Annotated in this window: 18 protein-coding genes and 1 pseudogene; 10 read left to right on the top strand and 9 right to left on the bottom strand. The window is 57.4% G+C overall.

The annotated features are described in order from the left end of the window. The first annotated feature begins 221 nt into the window (after positions 1 to 221). Entirely contained in the window at positions 222 to 377 is a 156-nt protein-coding gene (locus BN4575_RS22110; RefSeq protein WP_176716445.1) for a hypothetical protein, read from the top strand. Positions 378 to 520: 143 nt separating this feature from the next. Here the strand turns inward: BN4575_RS22110 and BN4575_RS15830 are convergent, their stop codons facing one another. Then, positions 521 to 1,576: a PA0069 family radical SAM protein gene (locus BN4575_RS15830; RefSeq protein ID WP_068978909.1), complete on the bottom strand. Its 1,056-nt coding sequence runs from the start codon at positions 1,574 to 1,576 to the stop codon at positions 521 to 523. Between the two features lie 174 nt (positions 1,577 to 1,750). Between BN4575_RS15830 and BN4575_RS15825 the strand changes: the two genes are divergently transcribed. Next, positions 1,751 to 2,347 (top strand): tetratricopeptide repeat protein, encoded by a 597-nt coding sequence (locus BN4575_RS15825; RefSeq protein WP_068978908.1) that lies wholly within the window; start codon positions 1,751 to 1,753, stop codon positions 2,345 to 2,347. Positions 2,348 to 2,444: 97 nt separating this feature from the next. Here BN4575_RS15825 and BN4575_RS15820 read toward each other — a convergent pair whose 3' ends face one another. Genes BN4575_RS15820 through selD form a run of 3 tightly spaced genes read right to left on the bottom strand, consistent with a single transcriptional unit; the run spans position 2,445 to position 5,287 of the window. Beyond that, entirely contained in the window at positions 2,445 to 3,089 is a 645-nt protein-coding gene (locus tag BN4575_RS15820) for an MBL fold metallo-hydrolase (protein WP_068978907.1), read from the bottom strand. A gap of 31 nt (positions 3,090 to 3,120) precedes the next feature. Continuing rightward, positions 3,121 to 4,236 (bottom strand): tRNA 2-selenouridine(34) synthase MnmH, encoded by a 1,116-nt coding sequence (gene mnmH, locus BN4575_RS15815; protein ID WP_068978906.1) that lies wholly within the window; start codon positions 4,234 to 4,236, stop codon positions 3,121 to 3,123. Positions 4,237 to 4,249: 13 nt separating this feature from the next. Beyond that, the gene (selD, locus tag BN4575_RS15810; RefSeq protein WP_068978905.1) at positions 4,250 to 5,287 is read right to left on the bottom strand and encodes a selenide, water dikinase SelD; all 1,038 of its coding nucleotides are present in this window, start codon (positions 5,285 to 5,287) and stop codon (positions 4,250 to 4,252) included. A gap of 395 nt (positions 5,288 to 5,682) precedes the next feature. Between selD and BN4575_RS15805 the strand changes: the two genes are divergently transcribed. Beyond that, positions 5,683 to 6,111: a GNAT family N-acetyltransferase gene (locus tag BN4575_RS15805; RefSeq protein WP_068978904.1), complete on the top strand. Its 429-nt coding sequence runs from the start codon at positions 5,683 to 5,685 to the stop codon at positions 6,109 to 6,111. A 34-nt stretch (positions 6,112 to 6,145) separates the two neighbouring features. Here BN4575_RS15805 and BN4575_RS15800 read toward each other — a convergent pair whose 3' ends face one another. Together BN4575_RS15800 and BN4575_RS15795 are read right to left on the bottom strand one after the other, a co-directional pair. Beyond that, on the bottom strand, positions 6,146 to 7,330 hold the full coding sequence (locus BN4575_RS15800; RefSeq protein ID WP_068978903.1) for an acyltransferase family protein: 1,185 nt from the start codon (positions 7,328 to 7,330) through the stop codon (positions 6,146 to 6,148). Positions 7,331 to 7,705: 375 nt separating this feature from the next. Beyond that, positions 7,706 to 8,899: a class I SAM-dependent methyltransferase gene (locus tag BN4575_RS15795; protein WP_068978902.1), complete on the bottom strand. Its 1,194-nt coding sequence runs from the start codon at positions 8,897 to 8,899 to the stop codon at positions 7,706 to 7,708. Between the two features lie 293 nt (positions 8,900 to 9,192). Here BN4575_RS15795 and BN4575_RS15790 point away from each other — a divergent pair, with 293 nt between their 5' ends. Further along, positions 9,193 to 10,761, top strand: a complete 1,569-nt coding sequence (locus BN4575_RS15790) for a flagellin N-terminal helical domain-containing protein (RefSeq protein ID WP_068978901.1) — start codon at positions 9,193 to 9,195, stop codon at positions 10,759 to 10,761. A 146-nt stretch (positions 10,762 to 10,907) separates the two neighbouring features. Here BN4575_RS15790 and BN4575_RS22105 read toward each other — a convergent pair whose 3' ends face one another. Beyond that, the gene (locus BN4575_RS22105) at positions 10,908 to 11,045 is read right to left on the bottom strand and encodes a hypothetical protein (protein ID WP_176716443.1); all 138 of its coding nucleotides are present in this window, start codon (positions 11,043 to 11,045) and stop codon (positions 10,908 to 10,910) included. Positions 11,046 to 11,127: 82 nt separating this feature from the next. Here BN4575_RS22105 and BN4575_RS15785 point away from each other — a divergent pair, with 82 nt between their 5' ends. Beyond that, positions 11,128 to 11,400: an acylphosphatase gene (locus BN4575_RS15785; protein ID WP_068978900.1), complete on the top strand. Its 273-nt coding sequence runs from the start codon at positions 11,128 to 11,130 to the stop codon at positions 11,398 to 11,400. Between the two features lie 123 nt (positions 11,401 to 11,523). On the opposite strand, the gene metG is transcribed toward BN4575_RS15785, so the two are convergent. Continuing rightward, positions 11,524 to 13,557: a methionine--tRNA ligase gene (metG, locus tag BN4575_RS15780; RefSeq protein WP_068978899.1), complete on the bottom strand. Its 2,034-nt coding sequence runs from the start codon at positions 13,555 to 13,557 to the stop codon at positions 11,524 to 11,526. A gap of 186 nt (positions 13,558 to 13,743) precedes the next feature. On the opposite strand from metG, the gene apbC reads away from it, so the two are divergent. The 4 genes from apbC (at position 13,744) to BN4575_RS15760 (ending at position 18,073) form a co-directional block, all read left to right on the top strand. Further along, complete coding sequence (gene apbC / locus BN4575_RS15775) at positions 13,744 to 14,826, top strand: iron-sulfur cluster carrier protein ApbC (RefSeq protein WP_005345574.1); 1,083 nt, start codon at positions 13,744 to 13,746, stop codon at positions 14,824 to 14,826. Positions 14,827 to 14,936: 110 nt separating this feature from the next. After that, complete coding sequence (udk, locus tag BN4575_RS15770) at positions 14,937 to 15,581, top strand: uridine kinase (protein ID WP_005345570.1); 645 nt, start codon at positions 14,937 to 14,939, stop codon at positions 15,579 to 15,581. A 63-nt stretch (positions 15,582 to 15,644) separates the two neighbouring features. Further along, positions 15,645 to 16,226: a dCTP deaminase gene (dcd, locus tag BN4575_RS15765; RefSeq protein WP_042061717.1), complete on the top strand. Its 582-nt coding sequence runs from the start codon at positions 15,645 to 15,647 to the stop codon at positions 16,224 to 16,226. Positions 16,227 to 16,603: 377 nt separating this feature from the next. Beyond that, positions 16,604 to 18,073, top strand: coding sequence for an inorganic phosphate transporter (locus BN4575_RS15760; RefSeq protein ID WP_068978898.1), 1,470 nt, complete (start codon positions 16,604 to 16,606; stop codon positions 18,071 to 18,073). A gap of 111 nt (positions 18,074 to 18,184) precedes the next feature. Here BN4575_RS15760 and BN4575_RS22460 read toward each other — a convergent pair. Continuing rightward, a pseudogene (locus BN4575_RS22460) lies at positions 18,185 to 18,315 on the bottom strand (IS1595 family transposase); the annotation flags it as partial. A 345-nt stretch (positions 18,316 to 18,660) separates the two neighbouring features. On the opposite strand from BN4575_RS22460, the gene thrS reads away from it, so the two are divergent. Further along, positions 18,661 to 20,589: a threonine--tRNA ligase gene (gene thrS, locus BN4575_RS15755; RefSeq protein WP_068978897.1), complete on the top strand. Its 1,929-nt coding sequence runs from the start codon at positions 18,661 to 18,663 to the stop codon at positions 20,587 to 20,589.

Raw genomic sequence — 20,589 nt, 5'->3', positions numbered from 1 at the left:
CAGCTTTGGCGGGAACAGGGCATGCTGCAATCCACAACCTGCGGATTTGTGACCGCTTTCAGGATGATTTCGCCGAATGTGTGAGCTGTTGCTGCTTTTCCCCACCACGGTCAGTTGCCGCTTCACCAGTGATTCTTTGTCATTTCCCTGTCATCCCCAGCCGCTATCCTGCCGAGCGAGTGGTGCGCTGTTGCCATCACCTTCACCGTCAGGAGCTGCATATGACCAGTTGGATCACGTGGGAAATTTGGTGGAGCCGGGTCTGGGGCGAGTCAGAGGTTCCGCAGTATGGGGAAGATGAGCACCAAGTGGCCCATGAACCCTCGCGGCTGCCGGTTGAAATGGTGCAACAGGGGCGGGAGGAGCGAGTGGGTTAAGCGCTGACGTTGCTGTTCTCAGGAAACACCATCGTCTCGCGAATGCCTGTCTACTCGGGAAACGCGGATTTCCCGAGTGCTATTGCGCGATATGGCAAGGTTGTTGACAGGCAAGGGATACCGCTTGCCTCAAACAGGCGGGGTTAGAAGAGCGACAGCTGCTCCCCGGGGCGGATAAAGCCATCCTGCCTTAGCTGAATATGGCGTTTGCCAAGGCCAAGGCGCTTGCTGATAAGGCGAAAGCGCTGGGCCAGCAGATCGGCAAACTGCCCCTCACCACGCATCCGCGAACCAAAGGCCACACTGTTGAGCCCGCCACCGCGGCTGGCTCGCAGCTGATTCAGAATTGCCTCCTTCTGACCGGGATAGTGGGTATCGAGCCAGTCACCAAATAGCGGCGCCAGCTCGTGGGGCAGGCGCAGCAGGATGTAATCGGCGCAACTGGCGCCTGCCTCGGCCGCCGATTTGATGATCTGTTCCAGCTCAGGTTCATTGAGCCGCGGGATCATGGGGGCGGCCAGCACCCCCACCTGCACGCCAGCGCTGGCGAGCTTCTCGATCACTTTCAAGCGGCCTGCGCCCGTGCTGGCGCGGGGTTCCAGCTGTCGCCGCAGGGTTTCGTTCAAGGTCGTCACCGACACCATCACCTGACACAGTCTCTCGCTGGCCAGCTCGCTCAACAGATCGAGGTCGCGCAAGATCATCGCGCTCTTGGTAATGAGCCCGACCGGATGGCGGTGGGCCAGCATTACCTCCAATAGCTGGCGAGTGAGGCGATAGCGCTGTTCGATGGGTTGGTAGGGATCGGTATTGGCGCCAATGACGATGGTCTGTGGCTGATAGGCCGGTTTGGCAAACTCCCGGCGCAGCAGATCGGCCCCATTGCGTTTGGCAAACAGTTTGCTCTCGAAATCGAGGCCGGGGGAGAGTTCCAGATAGGCGTGACTGGGTCTGGCATAGCAGTAGATGCATCCATGTTCGCACCCCTGATAGGGGTTGATGGAGCGACCAAAGGGAACATCCGGCGAGCTGTTGTAGCTGATGATGCTGCGTGCATCGATCTCTCGCACCTCGGTCTGGGGCGCCAAGTTATTGAAGGCTGACTCCCACTCCTCGGATGGCCAGCCATCATCGACCACCTCGACAAGGGGGCCGCTAAAACGGTGATCGATATTGTGGGGGCTGCCTCGTCCTGCCATGGTGCGCACCTGTACTGGTTATACATACAGTTATTTTGCAAGTGCGACGGAGAAATGACAACGATTGACTATCGGTGTGGCGTAAAAAGGGTATGTCACCGGGATCTGTTGCTTGATCGCAGAGCTACATTTCGTTTACATAGACGAAATGAGAACTGGATCACGGAAATCATCATGAGACCCACCACTTCCCGTTGGCTGTTTATCGGTCTGCTTGGCCTGGTTATCTGGCGCTTGATGCCGATCTCCACCGAGCAGGAGCTGGCGTCTGCCAACCGTGCCTGGCGCACCGGTCACTTTGAGGAGGCGACCCGGATCTGGTCACCATTGGCGGCGCAGGGGCAACCCCGGGCGCAAGCCTTGATGGGCTGGAGCCATGAAGTGGGGCAGGGGAGCGAGCAGGATATGCAGCGGGCCATCAGCCTCTATCGCCAGTCGGCGCAGGCGGGGGATGCTGTTGGTCAATATCGGCTGGCAGAGCTCTATCTGCGCGGCGTCGGGGTAAAGCGGGATCTGCGAGAAGCCTTTCACTGGATGGAGCAGGCCGCCCGCAACGGTGATGTACCTGCCATGCTGAAAGTCGGTGTGCTTCATCTGATGGGGGCGAGCGGCAGAGTCGATTTGCCTCAGGCGAAACAGTGGCTCTATCAGGCGGCGCAAAAGGGCAACAAGCTGGCGCTTCAGGTGCTGCAAGAGCTGGCGCTGGCCGAGGAGGGGAGCAGTACCTTCGACTTCAACTGGCAGCCACTGCTCGGTGACATGACCTCTTAGCCACCTTTACCGCAGACGCGTGCAATGCTGAATTGAAGTGCTGAGGAAAAAGGAGTGGAAAATAAAGGCAGCGGCTGGTGACCGCTGCCTTTTTTGATCACCAAATAGGCTGGGTCAGGTAGGGGTTGCTTGCCTTCTCGTGGCCGAAAGTGGAGCTGGGGCCGTGGCCCGGGATAAAGACGATCTCGTCCCCCAGCGGCAGCAGGGTCTCGGTGATCGACTTGATAAGCGTCCCGTGATCGCCACGGGGGAAGTCGGTGCGGCCGATGCTACCGGCAAACAGCACGTCGCCAACCCAGGCGAGTTTTTCAGCCTGGGAGAGCAGCACGATATGGCCCGGGGTGTGGCCGGGGCAGAAGTAGACCTCCAGCTCGCACTGGCCAACGTGTACCTTGTCACCCTGTACCAGCCACTGGTCGGGGCTAAAGGCAGGGGTATGGGCGAAGCCGAACATCTGGCTCTGCTGGGGCAGCATGTCGAGCCAGAAGGCATCTTCCTTGTGGGGGCCGGTGATGGTGACGCCGGTTTTCTCCCTAAGCTCAGCCGCCGCACCCACGTGATCCAGATGACCGTGGGTCAGCAGGATGTGGGTCAGGGTCAGCCCGCGCTTGGCGATGGCGGCCAGCAGTTTGTCCGCTTCGCCACCCGGGTCGATCAGCGCCGCCTGGTGGGTCTCGTCACACCAGATGAGGGAGCAGTTCTGGGCGAACTGGGTGACCGGGATCACCTCGAATTTCAACATGTGGGGTCCTCTTGTTGGAAAGGCGACGGGGTCAGCCCTGTTGCACGTTGGCGTGTTGCTCGGCGAAGTAGTCGAGACAGGCTTGCTTGTCACCCCGGAACACGATGCGTTCCTGCTTGTTGCCAAGCTGGTAGAGATACATGGGGTCGTAGTAGCGGGTCAGCAGCAGGGTGATCCAGGCCAGATGCAGCTCGGTAGAGCCGCTGTTGGCCTGCTCGGCGAGGGCGGTCTGCATCAGGGCATCCAGCTCGCGGTGGGCCTGATCGCCGAGGCGGCGCTTGAGGCGAGCCAACGCATCGGTGAGATAGGCGGCAAACAGCGGCCATCCCGCTTCCTGGCCATACATCTCTTGATAGCGCAGCCAGAGATCGTGCACGTAATCCTCGCGGATCTGCTCGGCGCGATCGCACTGTGGCACATCCACCACCACCAGCGGTGCCTGACTCATTGCCTCATGGAGGGAGATAGGCAGGCAGCAGCGACCGATCAGCCGGCTCTCATCTTCCACCACAAAGGCATGTTCGCCCTGATGGCGGCGCTTGAGCAGCTCGATGGCCATGTTGTTTTCAAAGTTGATGTTGCTGGGCTGGCCACCGGGCAGCTGACCAAACGACGAGCCTCTGTGGTGGGCATGCCCTTCCAGATCGAGCGCTTGAGCCACATGGTCCTGCATATGGGTCTTGCCGGAGCCGGTCATGCCGGTCAACACTGTCCAGTGGCACTCGGCAGAGGCCTTGTCCTGAGTGTCGATCAAAAAGCGGCGCAGCTCCTTGTAGCCACCGGCGACGCGGGGGCGAGTGACCCCCGCTTCAGCCAGCCACTGTTGAACGGTTTGTGAGCGCAGGCCGCCGCGAAAGCAATAGAGCAGGGCATCAGGCTGCTGGCGCAACTGCGCCAGCCAGCCTTCGACTCGCTCGGCGCGTACCTCACCCCCCACCAGCTTGTGACCCAGCGCAATGGCGGCATCCTGCCCTTGCTTCTTGAAGCAGGTCCCCACCTGGGCGCGCTCATCGTCGGTCATCAGCGGCAGGCTGGTCGAGCAGGGGAAGGCCCCCTCCTTGAACTCGATGGGGGCGCGCACATCAATCAAGGGCACATCGCCTAAAAAAATCTGGGCGTAGTCGGTGGCCAGCGGCAATTCACTCATTGGGCTATCTCACTCATTGAACAATCTCGATAAAGCGGGTGCCCTCAAGGGGCTTGATCTGGCCGATGGGCGAGAGCGTCAGGCCCGCTTCCCGCGCGATGGCGAGCAGCTCGGCTTCGCTCTCCTTGCCCACGGCGACCAGCAGGCCACCGCTGGTTTGCGGATCGCACATGATGTTGCGGGTGCGATCATCCATGGCATCCAGCTTGTGGCCGTAGGAGTCATGGTTACGCAGGGTGCCGCCCGGTACGCAGCCCTCGGAGAGGTAGTAGTCCACCTCGTCCAGCAGCGGCAGCGCTTTGAAGTCGAGGCGGGCGCTGACTTTGGAGCCTTCGCACATCTCCAGCAGGTGACCGGCCAGACCAAAACCGGTGACGTCGGTCATGGCGTGAACCCCCGGCAGCTCGGCAAAACGCTGGCCAATCTTGTTGAGGGTGCACATGGCATTGGGGGCGAGCTGCTCGTGTTCCGGCTTGAGTTTGCTCTTCTTCTGGGCGGTGGTGAGGATGCCGATGCCGATCGGCTTGGTCAGATAGAGGATGTCACCCACCTTGGCGGTGTCGTTCTGCTTGATGGCATCCAGAGGCACGATACCGGTTACCGCGAGGCCGAAGATGGGCTCGGGAGCGTCGATGCTGTGGCCACCGGCCAGTGAAATACCTGCTTCATGGCACACCTGACGGCCACCGTCGATCACCTGCTGGGCCACTTCGGCGGGCAGGGTATTGATGGGCCAGCCGAGAATGGCGATGGCAACGATGGGCTTGCCACCCATGGCGTAGATGTCGCTGATGGCGTTGGTAGCGGCAATGCGGCCAAAGGTAAAGGGATCGTCGACGATGGGCATGAAGAAGTCGGTGGTGGAAACAATGCCCTGACCGTTGCCGATATCGACCACGGCCGCGTCATCCTTGCTGCTGTTGCCAACGATCAGGGTCGGGTCATTGAAGCCCGGGATCTGGCTCTTGAGAATGGTGTCGAGTACCTTGGGAGAAATTTTGCAGCCGCAGCCAGCGCCGTGGCTGTATTGGGTCAGACGAATGGAAGACATACTTACCCCTTATGCAGAGGCTCTGTGGAGCCGTCTTGGTCAATGGGCGGCCTTGTAGATTGGAAGACAAGAAGCCGCAAATATGGGTGGCATCGGTGCCAACAGCGGCAGCGATGACTGGCAGTTATGGAAGGCCGCCAGGCCGGACGGGGAACAAGAGGGCGACAAGGTGCGCCAGCGCAGCCCCGCCAAGGGCCACAGGACGGCGCATTATGCCACATTTGCCCCTTGGGGTTCGAACAGGAATTCACATAAACAGCAGGGAATTGCCCGCACTTGCGCGTCATCGGTCTGGATCCGCCGCGCACTGATTGATTGCAGTACAGATGTAGCAAAGAGAATGTCAAAGAGAGCAACCGCGCGCGTAACAGCCGATCTACCAACAGGAGAGCTTCGTGACCACCACGTTTTTGGTTAACCACCCCATTACCACGGCGCAGTTTGCGGCGCTGTTGGCGCAGACCTCGCTGGGGGCGAGACGGCCGCTGGACCATCCGGCCACCCTGCAGGGCATGCTGGATAACGCCAATCTGCTGATCACCGCCTGGCAGGACGAGACCCTGGTCGGGGTGGCCCGCTCAGTGACCGATTTTCACTTTTGTTGCTACCTCTCGGATCTGGCGGTGGCCGAGTCACTGCAGGGGCAGGGGATTGGCAAAGCGCTGGTTCGCGAGACGTTTTTGCAATTGCAGCTCGGCTGCAAGCTGATCCTGCTGGCCGCGCCGCAGGCGGTGGCGTACTACCCCAAGCTCGGATTTAGCCAGCACCCGAGCGCCTGGGTGATGAGCAGTCTGGATGAACTGGTGCTGGATGAGTTGGCATAAGCCCGTCAACTCATCCAGACAGGGCGAGATTAGCTTATCCGGCTTGCTCCAGCGCCGGTTGCCGTGACTTGCCCCAGCGGCGCAGGCGCCGTTGCAGTGGTCGCTCCAGCAGGTTGTAACTTAAAGAAGAGAGCCCGATCAGCACTGCCAGCATCAACAGGGTCGCCACCACCCCCAACAGCGGGTCGGTCTGGGCATACCACCACTCGGTGAGCCCGGGCGCCAGATAGTGGATGAGCTCGCACCCGGTGAGCAGCACCAGTGCATGCAGCAGATAGATGGAGTAGGAGAGATCCCCCAGCCAGTTGGTGAAGCGGTTATCCAAGAGGCGCAGCAGCGGACTCTGGCGCTCCCGCTGGGCGGCGGCAATCCAGATCAGCAGCACGTAGGAGCTGATCAGCAGCAGGGTCAGCTGCGGCGTCATGGTGAACTGCATCAGCACGAAGGGCAGCACAAAGGCAATGAGTAGCGGCAGGTCCCGCTGCATCATGGGCAAGCCTTTCGCGGCCTTGATCCTTGGCAGCAGCCAGAGACCGAGCACAAATTCACTCACCCCGCGCCCCACCGCCAGCGCCCCGCTGGTGACATCCAGCGTGCCGCGACTGTGCACGATAAAGGCCAGTACCGTCAGCGCCAACAGCGGTGCGAGATGGCTCCAGCGGCTGCGGGTCACCGCGAGCGGAATAAGCAGCGGGAACAGCAGGTAGCTTATCCACTCCACGCTCAGGGACCAGGCGGCGAAGTTCCAGGTCAACCCGTGATCGGTCACCACCTGCAGCAGCAGGAAGGCGCTGGGCAGTGCCTCGGCCGGCGTGAAGGGTGAGCCGAAGGGGGACATCCCTTCCCACTCCCACATCTTGAACAGCGGGCCTGCATAGAAACCCACCCCGTGCTGCGCCTTGTAAAGTTCCCAGCCCACCAGTAGCACCAGCGTCACAAGGTAGAGGGGGTAGACGCGGGTCAGCCGCAGCCAGAGGAAGCGGCCATAGCCGATGGTGCGGGGCCTGTGGCTGAAGGCCTCCCCGTAGACATGGGCCAGCACCACGCCGCTCAAAATAAAGAACAGATCGACCCAGAGGTAGCCGTTCTCGATGAGTTGGGTGTGGCCTGCGATCGACTCCATCCACTGGGGAAAGAGCAATAATCGGGCATGGAACAGCACCACCATCAGGGCAGCGATGCCCCGCAGCGGCGTTAACAGCGGCAATGATTGATTCATATCGGGATCCCTTGTGATGTTCAGCTTGGCCTGACATCGATTTTTATTGTTGTGCCGCCCATCAATCCTGACGGACGGCTACCCCGGCTTGGCTGCCGCAGGCGGGATCACACTACAAAAAAGAGAGTCATACGGGTGTGATTTAAATCATAAATGTGCAGTTATTGTGCAAAGAAATTTAAACAGAGAAAAAGTGGAGAACCGGCAGGGAAAGGGGACGACAAGGAAAGCGGAAAGCGGAAAGCGGAAAGAGAAGAGAGCAGAGAGGGATAATAGGGATGGGGGTGAGAGTCAGGTTAAGGTCTATATACAGCGCCGCAAAACAATCAGGCCCGCAAGGGGCCTGATTGATCACAAGGGGAGGGTGGTTGCCGATCAGCGGGCGCGTACCACCAGACCCTTGAGGTAGAAGCCTTCCGGATAGGCGGTACCTATGGGGTGATCGGACGCCTGGGAGAGCAGCTCCAGGATCTGGGCATCGCGACCGGCATCGAGCGCCGCATCGGCAACGATCTTCTGGAACAGGCTCTGCTCCATCAGGCCGGAGCAGGAGTAGGTCAGCAGCACGCCACCCGGCGCCAACAGCTGGAACGCCAGCATGTTGATGTCCTTGTAGCCGCGGCAGGCACCCAGCAGCTGGGCCTTGCTCTCGGCAAACTTGGGCGGATCCAGCACAATGACATCGAACTTCTCGCCCTTCTCGCGGTATTCACGCAGCAGCTTGAACACATCGTGACGGACGAACTGGGTGTTGCTGATATCGAGACCGTTCAGCTCGGCGTTCTGGCGGGCGATATCCAGCGCATTCTGGGAGAGATCAACGTTGACCACCTCTTTAGCGCCACCCTTGAGAGCATAAATGCCGAAACCACCGGTGTAGCTGAAGCAGTTAAGGACACGTTTGCCTTCGGTGTACTTGGAGACCGCCTGGCGGTTGTCGCGCTGATCCAGATAGAAGCCGGTTTTGTGGCCGTTGCGAATATCCACCAGGATCTTCACGCCGCCGTTCTCTTCGATGACTACCGGTTCGGTCGGGGCTTCGCCATAGATGACACCGGTGCGCTCTTTCAGCCCCTCTTTTTTACGTACTGCTACGTCGGAGCGCTCATAGATGTTGCACTCGGGGTAGAGGGTACGCAGCGCCTGGGTGATCAGCTCACGCTGGAACTCGGCACCGGCGGAGAGGATCTGGCACACCAGAAAATCGGCATAACGGTCGATGGTCAGACCCGGCAGGCCATCGGACTCGGCGGCGCACAGGCGATAGCCGGTGAGACCCTGACGCTTGATCAGCGGATCGCGAGATTCCTGCGCATATTTGAGGCGACGGATAAAGAAGTCGAGATCAACGGTCTCATTCTTGTCGAAGGTCCAGACCCGGGCACGGATCTGGGAGCTGCTTGACCAGGCACCACGGGCAAGCCACTTGCCATCGTTGGCGTAAATCTCGACGGTATCGCCGTCAACAGGATTACCTTCCACCCGCTCAATCCCCTTGGAGAAGATCCAGGGGTGACGGCGCAGCAGGGATTTTTCGCGACCTTTGACGAGATAGATGAATACGCTCATGGATGTTTGCCGATGGTAGAAAGAAAAGGGGCCACATTCTATGTGCAATAGGGCGGCTAAGCCAGTCTTTGCTGGTATATGACGGAGTGACTCACCGTGCGCCTGGACAACAACCAGGCGTTGGAGAGACAGGGTTTGCTGAATCTTGATGTTGGCGTTTCACGCCGCTTATTTTATATGCTTTGGTTGGTTGTGCTTATTTTTTGTCCAATGTGTGTTTTTATATGTGTAAAATATAATCAAGTTAGCGTTTTTATCTTTTTTGTGGGGGATTTTCTCTAAAGAGTCATTTGATGATGTCGATAGTGGGGAAGACCATTTTGAATCTTTCCTGTATCGAGCTGTCCATGTCCCTCTCCATCGCCACCAATATTTCTGCTCTCAACGCTTCTCGCCATCTGGGTCAATCATCCAACACGCTGGACTCGGTATATCGACGACTCTCATCCGGCTTGTGCATCAACAGTGCCGCCGATGATGCGGCCGGCTTGCAGATCAGCAATCGTCTCACCAGTGAAGTGAACGGGACCAACACGGCTATGCGCAATGCCAACGATGGGATCTCGGTGATCAACGTGGCGGATGGTGCGCTCGATGAGTCGGTGAACCTGATGCAGCGGATGCGTACGTTGGCACTGCAGTCGGGAAGCGGTGCCAACACGGCAGAGGATCGCGTGGCCCTGAATGCTGAATTCAAGCAACTGCAGTTGGAGATGGACCGGATTGCCACAGACACCCGGTTTGCCGGACAGGACCTGCTGGCGGGAAGTTATAAAGGCATCTTCTCGGTCGGTGCCTATGCAGGACAGAATACCGTCATTACCGATCTCAATGCCCAGACCAAAAATCTGGGGGAGATGGAGTGGCGAGCGCGCAGTCCGGCAGGAAGCAAGCCAGGGGCGTATGACATTGCTGATCTCAAGCTTTCATCTCAGCCTATCACCCTTAATGGCGTCACCTTTGACAAGGACTATTCAACCCTGGAAGCGTTCGTGGCAGATATTAATGGCACCACCTTTCCCAATAATCAGGGGCCGGTACAAGCGCAACAACTGCCATTTTCAGTCGCCTCCGCGGTCGATTTATCCGCATTACCCTCCTATATCGATGTGGCGGGCCACTCTGTGGATTTGACCACAGGCATTGATATGACCGGATGGGATCCGGTCAATCCGACAGCAAAAAATAGTGCCATCATGGCAACCGTGGTTCAACGCATCAACAGTACTGCGCAATCGGCAGGTCTGGGTTTTTATGTGAGTGCCTCCAACAACAGCAATCCCACCAGCAATGCATTGACCATGCATAGCGCTCAGGGCAACAGCCTTGCGCTGGCCAATGGCACAACGCCCCCTCCGCCGCCCGCACCACCGGCGCCTCCGGTGATCAGCAATGCTTCTCTGAGTGCTCTGCTGCCCGATGTTACCCCCACGACGTATATCGGTCAGATGGAACTGCGCTCATCCGGTGACATGTACTCCAATATTGATATGCAGGGAGCGAGCTTGAATGCACTGGGTTTTTATCAATCAGACAAGAAGAAATATACCGTTGATAACATTGATGTTCTGAGTGATGACAACGCCAACAGAGCGATCAAAACACTGGATGCGGGCATGAAACAGCTGGGGGTTCAGCGTTCGCAACTTGGTGCTCAGGCTAATACGCTGGATGGGATCGTACGTAATTTGGTCAATGCCAATGAGAACCTCAGTGCTGCCCGTTCGCGGATCCGGGATGCCGATATGGCTGTCGAATCGGCCCGCCTGGTCAGTACCCAAATATTGCAGCAAGCGAGTTCATCTATTTTGAGTCAGGCAAACAGTCGCCCCAATGCGGCCCTGAGTTTGCTGCAATCCTGAGCGGGGCTGCCAGCCGGTATAGCGATTGGTCGCCATCCATTGTCACGATCAATAAAGATGAGGCCACCCATTGGGTGCCTCATCTCTTTGTGCTGGATTCTATTGGCTTCACAGGTCAGCGTTTAATCTCTCTGAGTACCGGCCACTTAGGCGCTGGCGGTCCGCATGTCCCCGCGGAGAACGGTGATGATAAAGAGGGGTAACCAGAGCGCGACATGGCATTTTTCACTGATGGTGAGGTGAATGAGATAGCGGTCAACCCTGCGGAATTTAACTTCTTTCATAATGAAGCCGCATCCTGCAGAAGAGAGCGTGTTGCGTTCATTATTATTGCGGGAATTTTTTCTTCAGTAGAAGGTGTGAGAAATGGGAGAGCAATCGTTTGTCATTCGGGTGTGGGGGCAGGTGCAGGGGGTCGGATTTCGCTATTTCACTCGTGAGCGGGCACTGCAACTGGGTTTGCGGGGTCACGCCTACAACCTGGAGGATGGCTCGGTGGAGATCCTGATCAGCGGCCCCGCGCAAGGGGTACAAATGATGCTGGGCTGGTTGGAGCACGGCCCGCGTACCGCCAGAGTGACCCGCATGGAGTATCAAGCGGCGCTGCCACCCACTGGCCAGGGCTTTCACACCAACTGAGCTGGCGAGATGAGGTGTCGGTAGGCTTGCGGGGGCGGGAGTGTGGTTTGTGGCTAGGGGACTATGCAAAGAGAGGCCAACGGGCCTCTCTTTGGTTTATCGCGGTGAGCGTCGCCGGTGGCGTTACTTAACGCGCATCCCCGGTTGGGCGCCTTCCTGCGGTTCCAGGATCCAGAGATCCTTGCCGCCCGGGCCTGCGGCCAGCACCATGCCTTCGGACATGCCGAAACGCATCTTGCGCGGTGCCAGGTTGGCCACCATCACGGTCAGCTTGCCTTCCAGATCTTCGGGGTTGTAGGCGGATTTGATACCGGCAAACACCTGACGGGTCTCGCCGCCGATATCCAGTTGCAGCTTGAGCAGCTTCTCGGCTTCCGGTACCGCTTCGGCCTTCTTGATCAGCGCGACGCGCAGGTCAATCTTGGCAAAATCGTCATAGGTGATGGTTTCGCTGATGGGGTCATCAGCCAGCGGGCCGCTCACTTTCGGTGCCTGCTCCTTGGCCAAGTCTTCCTTGGATGCCTCGATCATGGCTTCAATCTTCGCCGGCTCGATGCGGGAGAAGAGGGCCTTGAACGGGGTCAGCTGATGGTTGGTCAATGGCTGGGCCACGCCATCCCAGGAGAGGGTTTCACCCAGGAAGGCTTCGGCACGCTCGGCGAGCAGCGGCATCACCGGCTTGAGGTAGGCCATCAGCACGCGGAACAGGTTGATACCGACGGAGCAGACTTCCTGCAGCTGGGCGTCAGCCCCTTCCTGTTTGGCAATCACCCAGGGGGCCTTGTCATCCACATAGCGGTTGGCCTTGTCTGCCAGCGCCATGATTTCGCGGATGGCGCGGCTGAATTCGCGTGCCTCATAGGCCTCGGCGATGGTGGTGCGGGCGTTGGCGAATTCGGCGTAGAGCTCTGGCTCGGCGCAGCTGGCCGCCAGCTTGCCGTCGAAACGCTTGGCGATGAAACCGGCGTTGCGGGAGGCGAGGTTGACCAGCTTGTTGACCACGTCGGCGTTGACGCGAGCGACGAAGTCATCGAGGTTCAGGTCCAGATCGTCGATGCGGCTGTTGAGCTTGGCGGCGTAGTAGTAACGCAGGCACTCCGGATCCAGGTGGTTCAGGTAAGTGGATGCCTTGATGAAGGTGCCCTTGGATTTGGACATCTTGGCGCCGTTGACGGTCACATAGCCGTGTACGTTGACCTTGGTCGGCTTGCGGAAACCCGCCCCTTCCAGCATGGATGGCCAGAACAGGCAGTGGAAGTAGGCGATATCTTTACCGATGAAGTGGTAGAGCTCGGCGCTGGAGTCTTTGCTCCAGTAGCTGTCAAAGTCGATGTCGCCGCGCTTGTTGCACAGGTTCTTGAAAGAGGCCATGTAGCCGATGGGGGCATCCAGCCAGACGTAGAAGAACTTGCCCGGCGCGCCGGGGATTTCGAAACCGAAATAGGGAGCGTCACGGGTGATGTCCCACTGCTGCAGGCCGCTCTCGAACCACTCCTGCATCTTGTTGGCCATCTCTTCCTGAATGGCGCCGGAGCCGCGCACCCACTCTGAGAGCCATTTTTCAAATTGCGGCAGGTCGAAGAAGAAGTGCTCGGAGTCCTTCATCACAGGGGTGGCACCGGAGACGGCGGATTTCGGATCGATCAGCTCGGTCGGGCTGTAGGTGGCGCCGCAGCTGTCGCAGTTGTCACCGTACTGTTCCGGGGATTTGCACTTGGGGCAGGTGCCCTTGACGAAACGGTCCGGCAGGAACATCGATTTTTCCGGATCGAACAGCTGGGTAATGGTGCGGCCCTTGATAAAGCCACCGTCTTTCAGACGACCGTAGATCAGTTCCGCCAGCTCGCGGTTTTCGCCGCTGTGGGTGGAGTGATAGTTGTCAAAGCTGATGTTGAAACCGGCGAAATCGGTCTGGTGCTCCTTGGAGACGGCCGCAATCATCTCTTCCGGGGTGATCCCCATCTGTTGCGCTTTGAGCATGATCGGGGTGCCGTGGGCATCATCGGCACAGATGAAGTGCACCTGATGACCGCGCATTCGCTGATAACGAACCCAGATATCGGCCTGGATGTGTTCCAGCATGTGGCCAAGATGGATGGAGCCATTGGCATAGGGGAGAGCGCAGGTTACCAGCATTTTACGAGGATCAGTTGCCATATTACGTTCTTGATGTGCTTGTTGGGATGATAGAGTGCCGTGCATGTTACCCGAATTGGGGGTAGCCTGCCTAGGGTTGTGGCTGTGCCGACTTTGGCAGAACCTGCCGTGACGATGGCAGGCAAGCCACTGATTTGTGTGCGGTAACCGTTCACCTCAAGATAAAGACAAGATAATGAGGAGTTAATGGTGATTGATTCAGTAAAACAGATCCTCGCCGAATTTAAGCCAGCAGGCTGGCACAAGGATCTGGTGGATGCCGGATTCGTTCGCGAGATCATCAATCAGGGGCAGGGGCTTACTATCCGGCTGGTATTGCCGTTTGCCGGTCTCTCGCTGCTCGATCAGCTCAAAGAGAATTACGATGCCAGGCTGCGCAGCGCCACCGGCGCCGCCCGTATCGACTGGGCACTGGAGATTGACGTCGCCAGCATGCCACGGGCGCAGGGGCTCAACGCCGTGCAGGGCATTCGCAACATCATCGTGGTTGCTTCCGGCAAGGGGGGGGTGGGTAAATCCACCACCGCGGTCAATTTGGCGCTGGCCCTGCAAAAAGAGGGGGCGCGGGTCGCCATTCTCGATGCCGATATCTATGGCCCCTCCATTCCCACCATGATGGGCACCCTCAAGGAGCGCCCGGTCAGTCATGACGGCAAGCTGATGGAGCCGGTGATGGCCTGTGGCCTCAAGAGCAACAGCATCGGCTATCTGGTCTCCGAGCAGGATGCCACCATCTGGCGTGGCCCGATGGCGAGCAAGGCGCTGGCGCAGATCCTCCATGAAACCCGTTGGGGTGAAGTGGATTATCTGGTGGTGGACATGCCGCCGGGCACCGGCGATATCCAGCTCACCATGGCCCAGCAGGTGCCCACTTCGGCGGCAGTGATCGTCACCACTCCGCAAGATGTGGCGCTGGCTGATGCCCGCAAGGGGATCGCCATGTTCAACAAGGTCAATGTGCCGGTGCTCGGCATCATCGAGAACATGAGCTACCACGTCTGCAGCGCCTGTGGTCATCATGAGCCACTGTTCGGTACCGGTGGCGGCCAGAAGATGGCAGAGCAGTATCAAGTAGCGCTGCTTGGCCAGCTGCCGCTGCACATCGATATCCGCCAGCACATGGATGATGGCTGCCCGACGGTGTTCGGCGCACCGGAAGGAAGCCTGGCCCAGGCCTATTTGAAACTGGCGCGCAGGGTAGGGGCTGAACTCTTTTTCAGCGCAAAACCGATTGCGACCCCCCTCTATGCCATGGCGCTGGATGAATAATCGGCTATCGGTCACTTGAAAGGGAATTGAGGGTGGGCATGACCCACCCTTTTTTATATAATGGATCGGTTTAAACCATCCCCACTGCTCTTCTCTTTTAGGTATTTGTCATGTCTGATACTCAACATTCGTGTGTGATCATCGGTATTGCGGGCGCATCTGCGTCTGGCAAAAGTCTTATCGCCCAGACCATTTATGAAGAGCTGGTGGCCGAACTGGGCGCAGGTCAGATTGGTGTGATCACCGAAGATTGCTACTACCGTGATCAGACCCACCTGACCATGGAAGAACGGGTCAAGACCAACTATGACCACCCCAATGCGCTGGACCACGACCTGCTGGTACAGCACCTGAGCCAGCTGGTCAAAGGTGATGCGGTCGCCATTCCCCAGTACTCCTACACCGAACATACCCGGATGAGCGAAGTGACCCCGTTTGCGCCGCGCCGGGTGATCATTCTGGAAGGGATCCTGCTGCTGACCGACAGCCGTCTGCGGGATCTGATGGATGCCTCCATCTTCATGGATACCCCGCTCGACATCTGCCTGCTGCGCCGTCTGGTGCGTGACGTGCAGGAGCGTGGCCGTACCATGGACTCTGTACTCAAGCAGTATCAGAAGACGGTGCGTCCGATGTTCCTGCAGTTTATCGAGCCGTCCAAACAGTACGCCGATGTGATCGTGCCTCGTGGTGGCAAGAACCGCATCGCCATCGACATGCTCAAGGCGCGTATTCGCCACATGTTGATTGGTTAAGATGAAACAAGCCGGGTGATGCCCGGCTTTTTTAAAAGCACAATTTGTCAGGAGAGTCGCCCAATGCGTCTGTGTGATACCGATATTGAACGCCATCTGGATGAAGGCAAGATCGTCATTGAGCCACGGCCCGGAGTAGAGCGGATCAGTGGTGTCAGTGTCGATGTGCTGCTGGGTAACGAGTTTCGGGTGTTTCGCGATCATACCGCTCCCTATATCGATCTGAGCGGTCCGAGCAGCGAGATGGCCGATGCCATCGATCGGGTGATGAGTGACGAAATCCACGTCCCCGATGGTGAAGCCTTCTATCTGCACCCGGGCCAGCTGGCGTTGGCGGTGACCTATGAATCCGTTACCCTGCCTGCCGATATCGTCGGCTGGCTGGATGGCCGCTCGTCATTGGCGCGCCTGGGTCTGATGGTACACGTGACCGCGCACCGCATCGATCCGGGTTGGTCCGGTCGCATCGTGCTGGAGTTCTACAACGGCGGCAAACTGCCGCTGGCGCTGCGCCCCAAGATGAAGATCGGTGCCTTGAACTTCGAAATGCTCTCCGGCGCCGCTGCCCGTCCGTACAACAAGCGGGAAAATGCCAAGTACAAGAGCCAGCAGGGCGCCGTTGCCAGCCGCATCAATCAGGACTGATAACCTGCGGCACAGCAACGATTCAAGGGAGCACAAGGTGCTCCCTTTTTGCATCTGGAATCAAACGGGTATGGGGTTTGAGGGGCTGGTCGGATGAGATTGGCAGGGTCGGGTTGTTTTATCACCTTTTTTGCCCATTTTTCTGTCATAAAAACGTCATAAAAATGAAATTATTGGCTTAAATATCAGCTATTTTTGCCCTTTCGCGCAATCATTGACGGCTTTAATTAATCAATGGCAAGCCTCATACAGACTGGCTCTAGGATATTTTTTACCAAAAAGCTCTTTTTTTTTATGGCTGAAATATTTCAATGGTGGCTATGGTGTTGGCCGCCATCTGGCATAATCCGCCGCAACTCATAAACAGGCTTTTTTTTATGTTTGAAATGTTTAGTGGTTTGGGTTTGTGGTGGTCAATCGGTTTGGTATTGGCCGTTTTTTTTGTGCTTGCCTATGAATTTATCAACGGCTTTCACGATACCGCCAACGCGGTAGCAACGGTTATCTATACCAAGGCGATGCCGGCTCACCTGGCGGTGGTCGCATCGGGGATCTTCAACTTTTTCGGCGTCATGTTCGGTGGACTGGGGGTGGCCTATGCCATTGTCCATCTGCTGCCCATCGACCTGCTGCTTGGGATGGATTCCACCCAAGGGTTGATCATGGTCTTCTCCTTGCTGTTTTCCGCCATCGTGTGGAACCTGGGTACCTGGTTCTTCGGGATCCCGGCCTCCAGTTCACATACCTTGATCGGTTCCATTCTGGGGGTAGGCGGCGCCTATGCCTGGATCACCCATAAACCGGTGACCGAGGGGATCAACGTGGGCAAAGCGATCGACATCATGCTTTCCCTCATTATTTCTCCCACCATCGGTTTCATCATCGCGGCGCTGCTGCTGCTGGCGATGAAGCGGATCTGGACCAGCAACAAGATCCACAAAACGCCGGAAGAGCGTCAGCTGGTGGATGGCAAGAAACACCCGCCGTTCTGGGCGCGTCTGACCCTGGTGGCCTCGGCCATGGGTGTCAGCTTCGTGCACGGCTCCAACGATGGCCAGAAGGGCATCGGTCTGGTGATGCTGGTGCTAATCTGCATGGCGCCCGCCTATTTCGCGCTGGACATGAGCAGCCGCTCCTATGATCTGGACCGAACCCAGGATGCCAACCAACGGATCATGGAGATCTATCAGCGTAACCAGGCCTCTTTGGGGGAGGTGATCAACTTCTCTGCGCCAGTAACGGCCCAGGAAGAGCTGATGACTCACTGCTCCGCCGATGGTGTGCTGCAGGCAATGGCGACACTGGATGCTCGCCTGGGTGCAGTTCGGACTTATCAGGAGCTCAATCTTACCGATCGTCGTGAAGTGCGCCGTTTGCTGCTGTGTATCGATGATACCGCGCGTAAGGTTGCCAAGTTGCCACTGCCAGCCAAAGAGCTGACCGACTTGGCCAAGTGGCGCAAAGACCTGACCGCAACAGCGGAATATGCACCAACCTGGGTTATCGTTTCCATCGCGCTGGCGCTGGGTTGCGGTACCATGGTGGGCTGGCGTCGTATCGTCCATACCGTGGGCGAGAAGATCGGTACCACTGGCATGACCTACAGCCAGGGCATCGCAGCCCAGATCACTGCGGCTACCTCCATCGGTGTGGCTAGTTTGACCGGCATGCCGGTATCCACCACCCATATCCTCTCCTCGGCGGTAGCGGGTACCATGATTGCCAACAAATCCGGCCTGCAGAGCCAGACCATCAAGACCATCCTGATGGCTTGGGTGCTGACTTTGCCGATGACCATGCTGCTATCTGGTGGCTTGTTTATCATCAGTCACCATCTGTTTAGCTGAGCTTGACCACTGATTTTGCTAAAGGGCCTACGGGCCCTTTTTTTATAACTATGCCTATTAGGTGTTGCAGTACGTACATCTGCGCTCTATGCCAACACGCTTGATATTCGTTTCCCTTCCGTAACACGGGAGCGTCCTGTGCCAACCCGGACAGTTATTCAGTAGTGGGTCGCCGCATCATGGGATCGCACCATCCATAGTTTCAACCTACAGTGATGTCCGTTTACCTGCTGAAGATGGTATGTCGCGCTCAACGTGATGATTGCCCACTTTCTTATGGCCACACCCTGCGCGTGACAGGATCTCCATCGCTACAGCCCATGGTATCCGGTGGGGCAGGGGGCAAGCCGAGCGAGTGGTTTTAAGATGTACGATGTTTAACAATTTGTTTGATATCGCATGTTTGATACAATCCACGCCGGATCCTGAAACTGACAGCATGACGCACAAACTGATGTGTGTACCGCTCTGTGTACCAACCGTTTGGTTTATGGTGAAACACTAGAGTGAAGAGCTTGATTTTAAAGGAATTATCGCGACTACATGTGGCCTTTGGTACGGGTCACCACTGTATAAGGAAACCTATAATGCCAATCATTACTCTGCCTGACGGCAGCCAACGTCAATTTGCCCACTCTGTTTCCGTGATGGATGTGGCCGCGGACATCGGTCCCGGTCTCGCCAAGGCGTGCATTGCCGGTCGGGTAAACGGTGAACTGGTGGATGCGTGCGAGCTGATCGAAGCCGATGCTGCGCTGGCCATCATCACCGCCAAAGACGAAGAAGGTCTGGACATCCTGCGCCACTCCTGCGCCCACTTGCTGGGTCATGCTATCAAGCAACTCTGGCCCCAGACCAAGATGGCCATCGGTCCTGTCATTGACAACGGTTTTTACTACGACGTTGATCTTGACCGCACCCTGACCGATGAAGATCTGGCTGCCCTGGAAGAGCGCATGCTGGCGCTGGTAGCCAAGGATTACGACGTCATCAAGAAAAGAGTCTCCTGGCAGGAAGCACGTGATGTGTTTGATGCCCGTGGTGAGATTTATAAAGTCGAGATCCTGGATCAGAATATTGCCCGTGATGACCAGCCTGGTCTCTATCATCACGAAGAGTACGTGGATATGTGTCGTGGCCCGCACGTGCCTAACATGCGCCACTGCCACCACTTCAAGTTGCAAAAAATGTCTGGCGCCTACTGGCGTGGCGACTCCAACAACAAAATGTTGCAGCGTATTTACGGCACTGCCTGGGCCGACAAGAAGCAGCTCAAGGCTTATCTGCAACGATTGGAAGAAGCATCCAAGCGTGATCACCGCAAGATCGGCAAGCAGCTCGACCTGTATCACATGCAGGAAGAGGCACCCGGCATGGTGTTCTGGCACAACGATGGCTGGACCATCTTCCGTGAGCTGGAAACCTTTATCCGCGGCAAGCTTAAAGAGTATGACTATCAGGAAGTGAAGGGTCCCTTCATGATGGACCGCGTCCTGTGGGAGCGTTCAGGTCACTGGGAGAAGTATGCCCAGGCCATGTTCACCACCCAGTCCGAGAACCGCGAGTACGCCATCAAGCCGATGAACTGCCCGGGTCACGTCCAGATCTTCAACCAGGGTCTGAAGTCCTACCGCGATCTGCCGCTGCGGATGGCCGAGTTTGGCTCTTGCCACCGCAATGAACCGTCCGGTTCGCTGCACGGTCTGATGCGGGTGCGCGGCTTCACTCAGGATGACGCTCATATCTTCTGTACCGAAGAGCAGATCATGGAAGAGGTCTCCGGCTGTATTCGTATGGTCTATGACGTCTACGGTACCTTTGGCTTCGAGAACATCGTGGTCAAGCTCTCCACCCGTCCCGAACAGCGAATCGGTTCAGATGAGGCTTGGGATCGTGCCGAGGCCGCACTGGCCGAAGCGCTGGATCTCAATGGTCTGAAATACGATCTGCAGCCGGGCGAGGGGGCCTTCTACGGTCCCAAGATTGAATTTACCCTGCACGATTGCCTTGATCGTGCGTGGCAATGTGGTACCGTACAGCTCGATTTTGCTCTCCCCGGTCGTCTGGGCGCCACTTATGTTGGCGAAAACAACGAGCGCCACGTACCTGTGATGATCCATCGGGCCATTTTGGGTTCTATCGAGCGTTTCATCGGTATTCTGACTGAAGAATATGCCGGTCTGTTTCCAACCTGGTTGGCGCCGACTCAGGCTGTGGTCATGAATATCACGGATAATCAGGCCGATTATGCGGTGAAAGTAGCCAAATCATTGAATGATGCGGGTATTCGCGCAAAAGCGGACTTGAGAAATGAGAAGATTGGCTTTAAAATCCGCGAGCATACTTTGAAGCGAGTACCTTTCATGCTGGTCTGCGGCGATAAAGAAGTTGAAGCCGGTAAGATTGCAGTACGGACTCGTAAAGGGGCTGACCTGGGCACTTATCCTGTTGAAGAGTTCATCGCTCTGTTGACCCAGGAAGTTCAGACCCGCGGACAAAAGAAAGTGGAGGAATAA

This window comes from Aeromonas sp. EERV15 (genome assembly GCF_900079845.1).
In the GTDB taxonomy this organism is placed as follows: domain Bacteria; phylum Pseudomonadota; class Gammaproteobacteria; order Enterobacterales; family Aeromonadaceae; genus Aeromonas; species Aeromonas sobria.
This window is presented reverse-complemented; position numbering and strand designations above follow the sequence as displayed.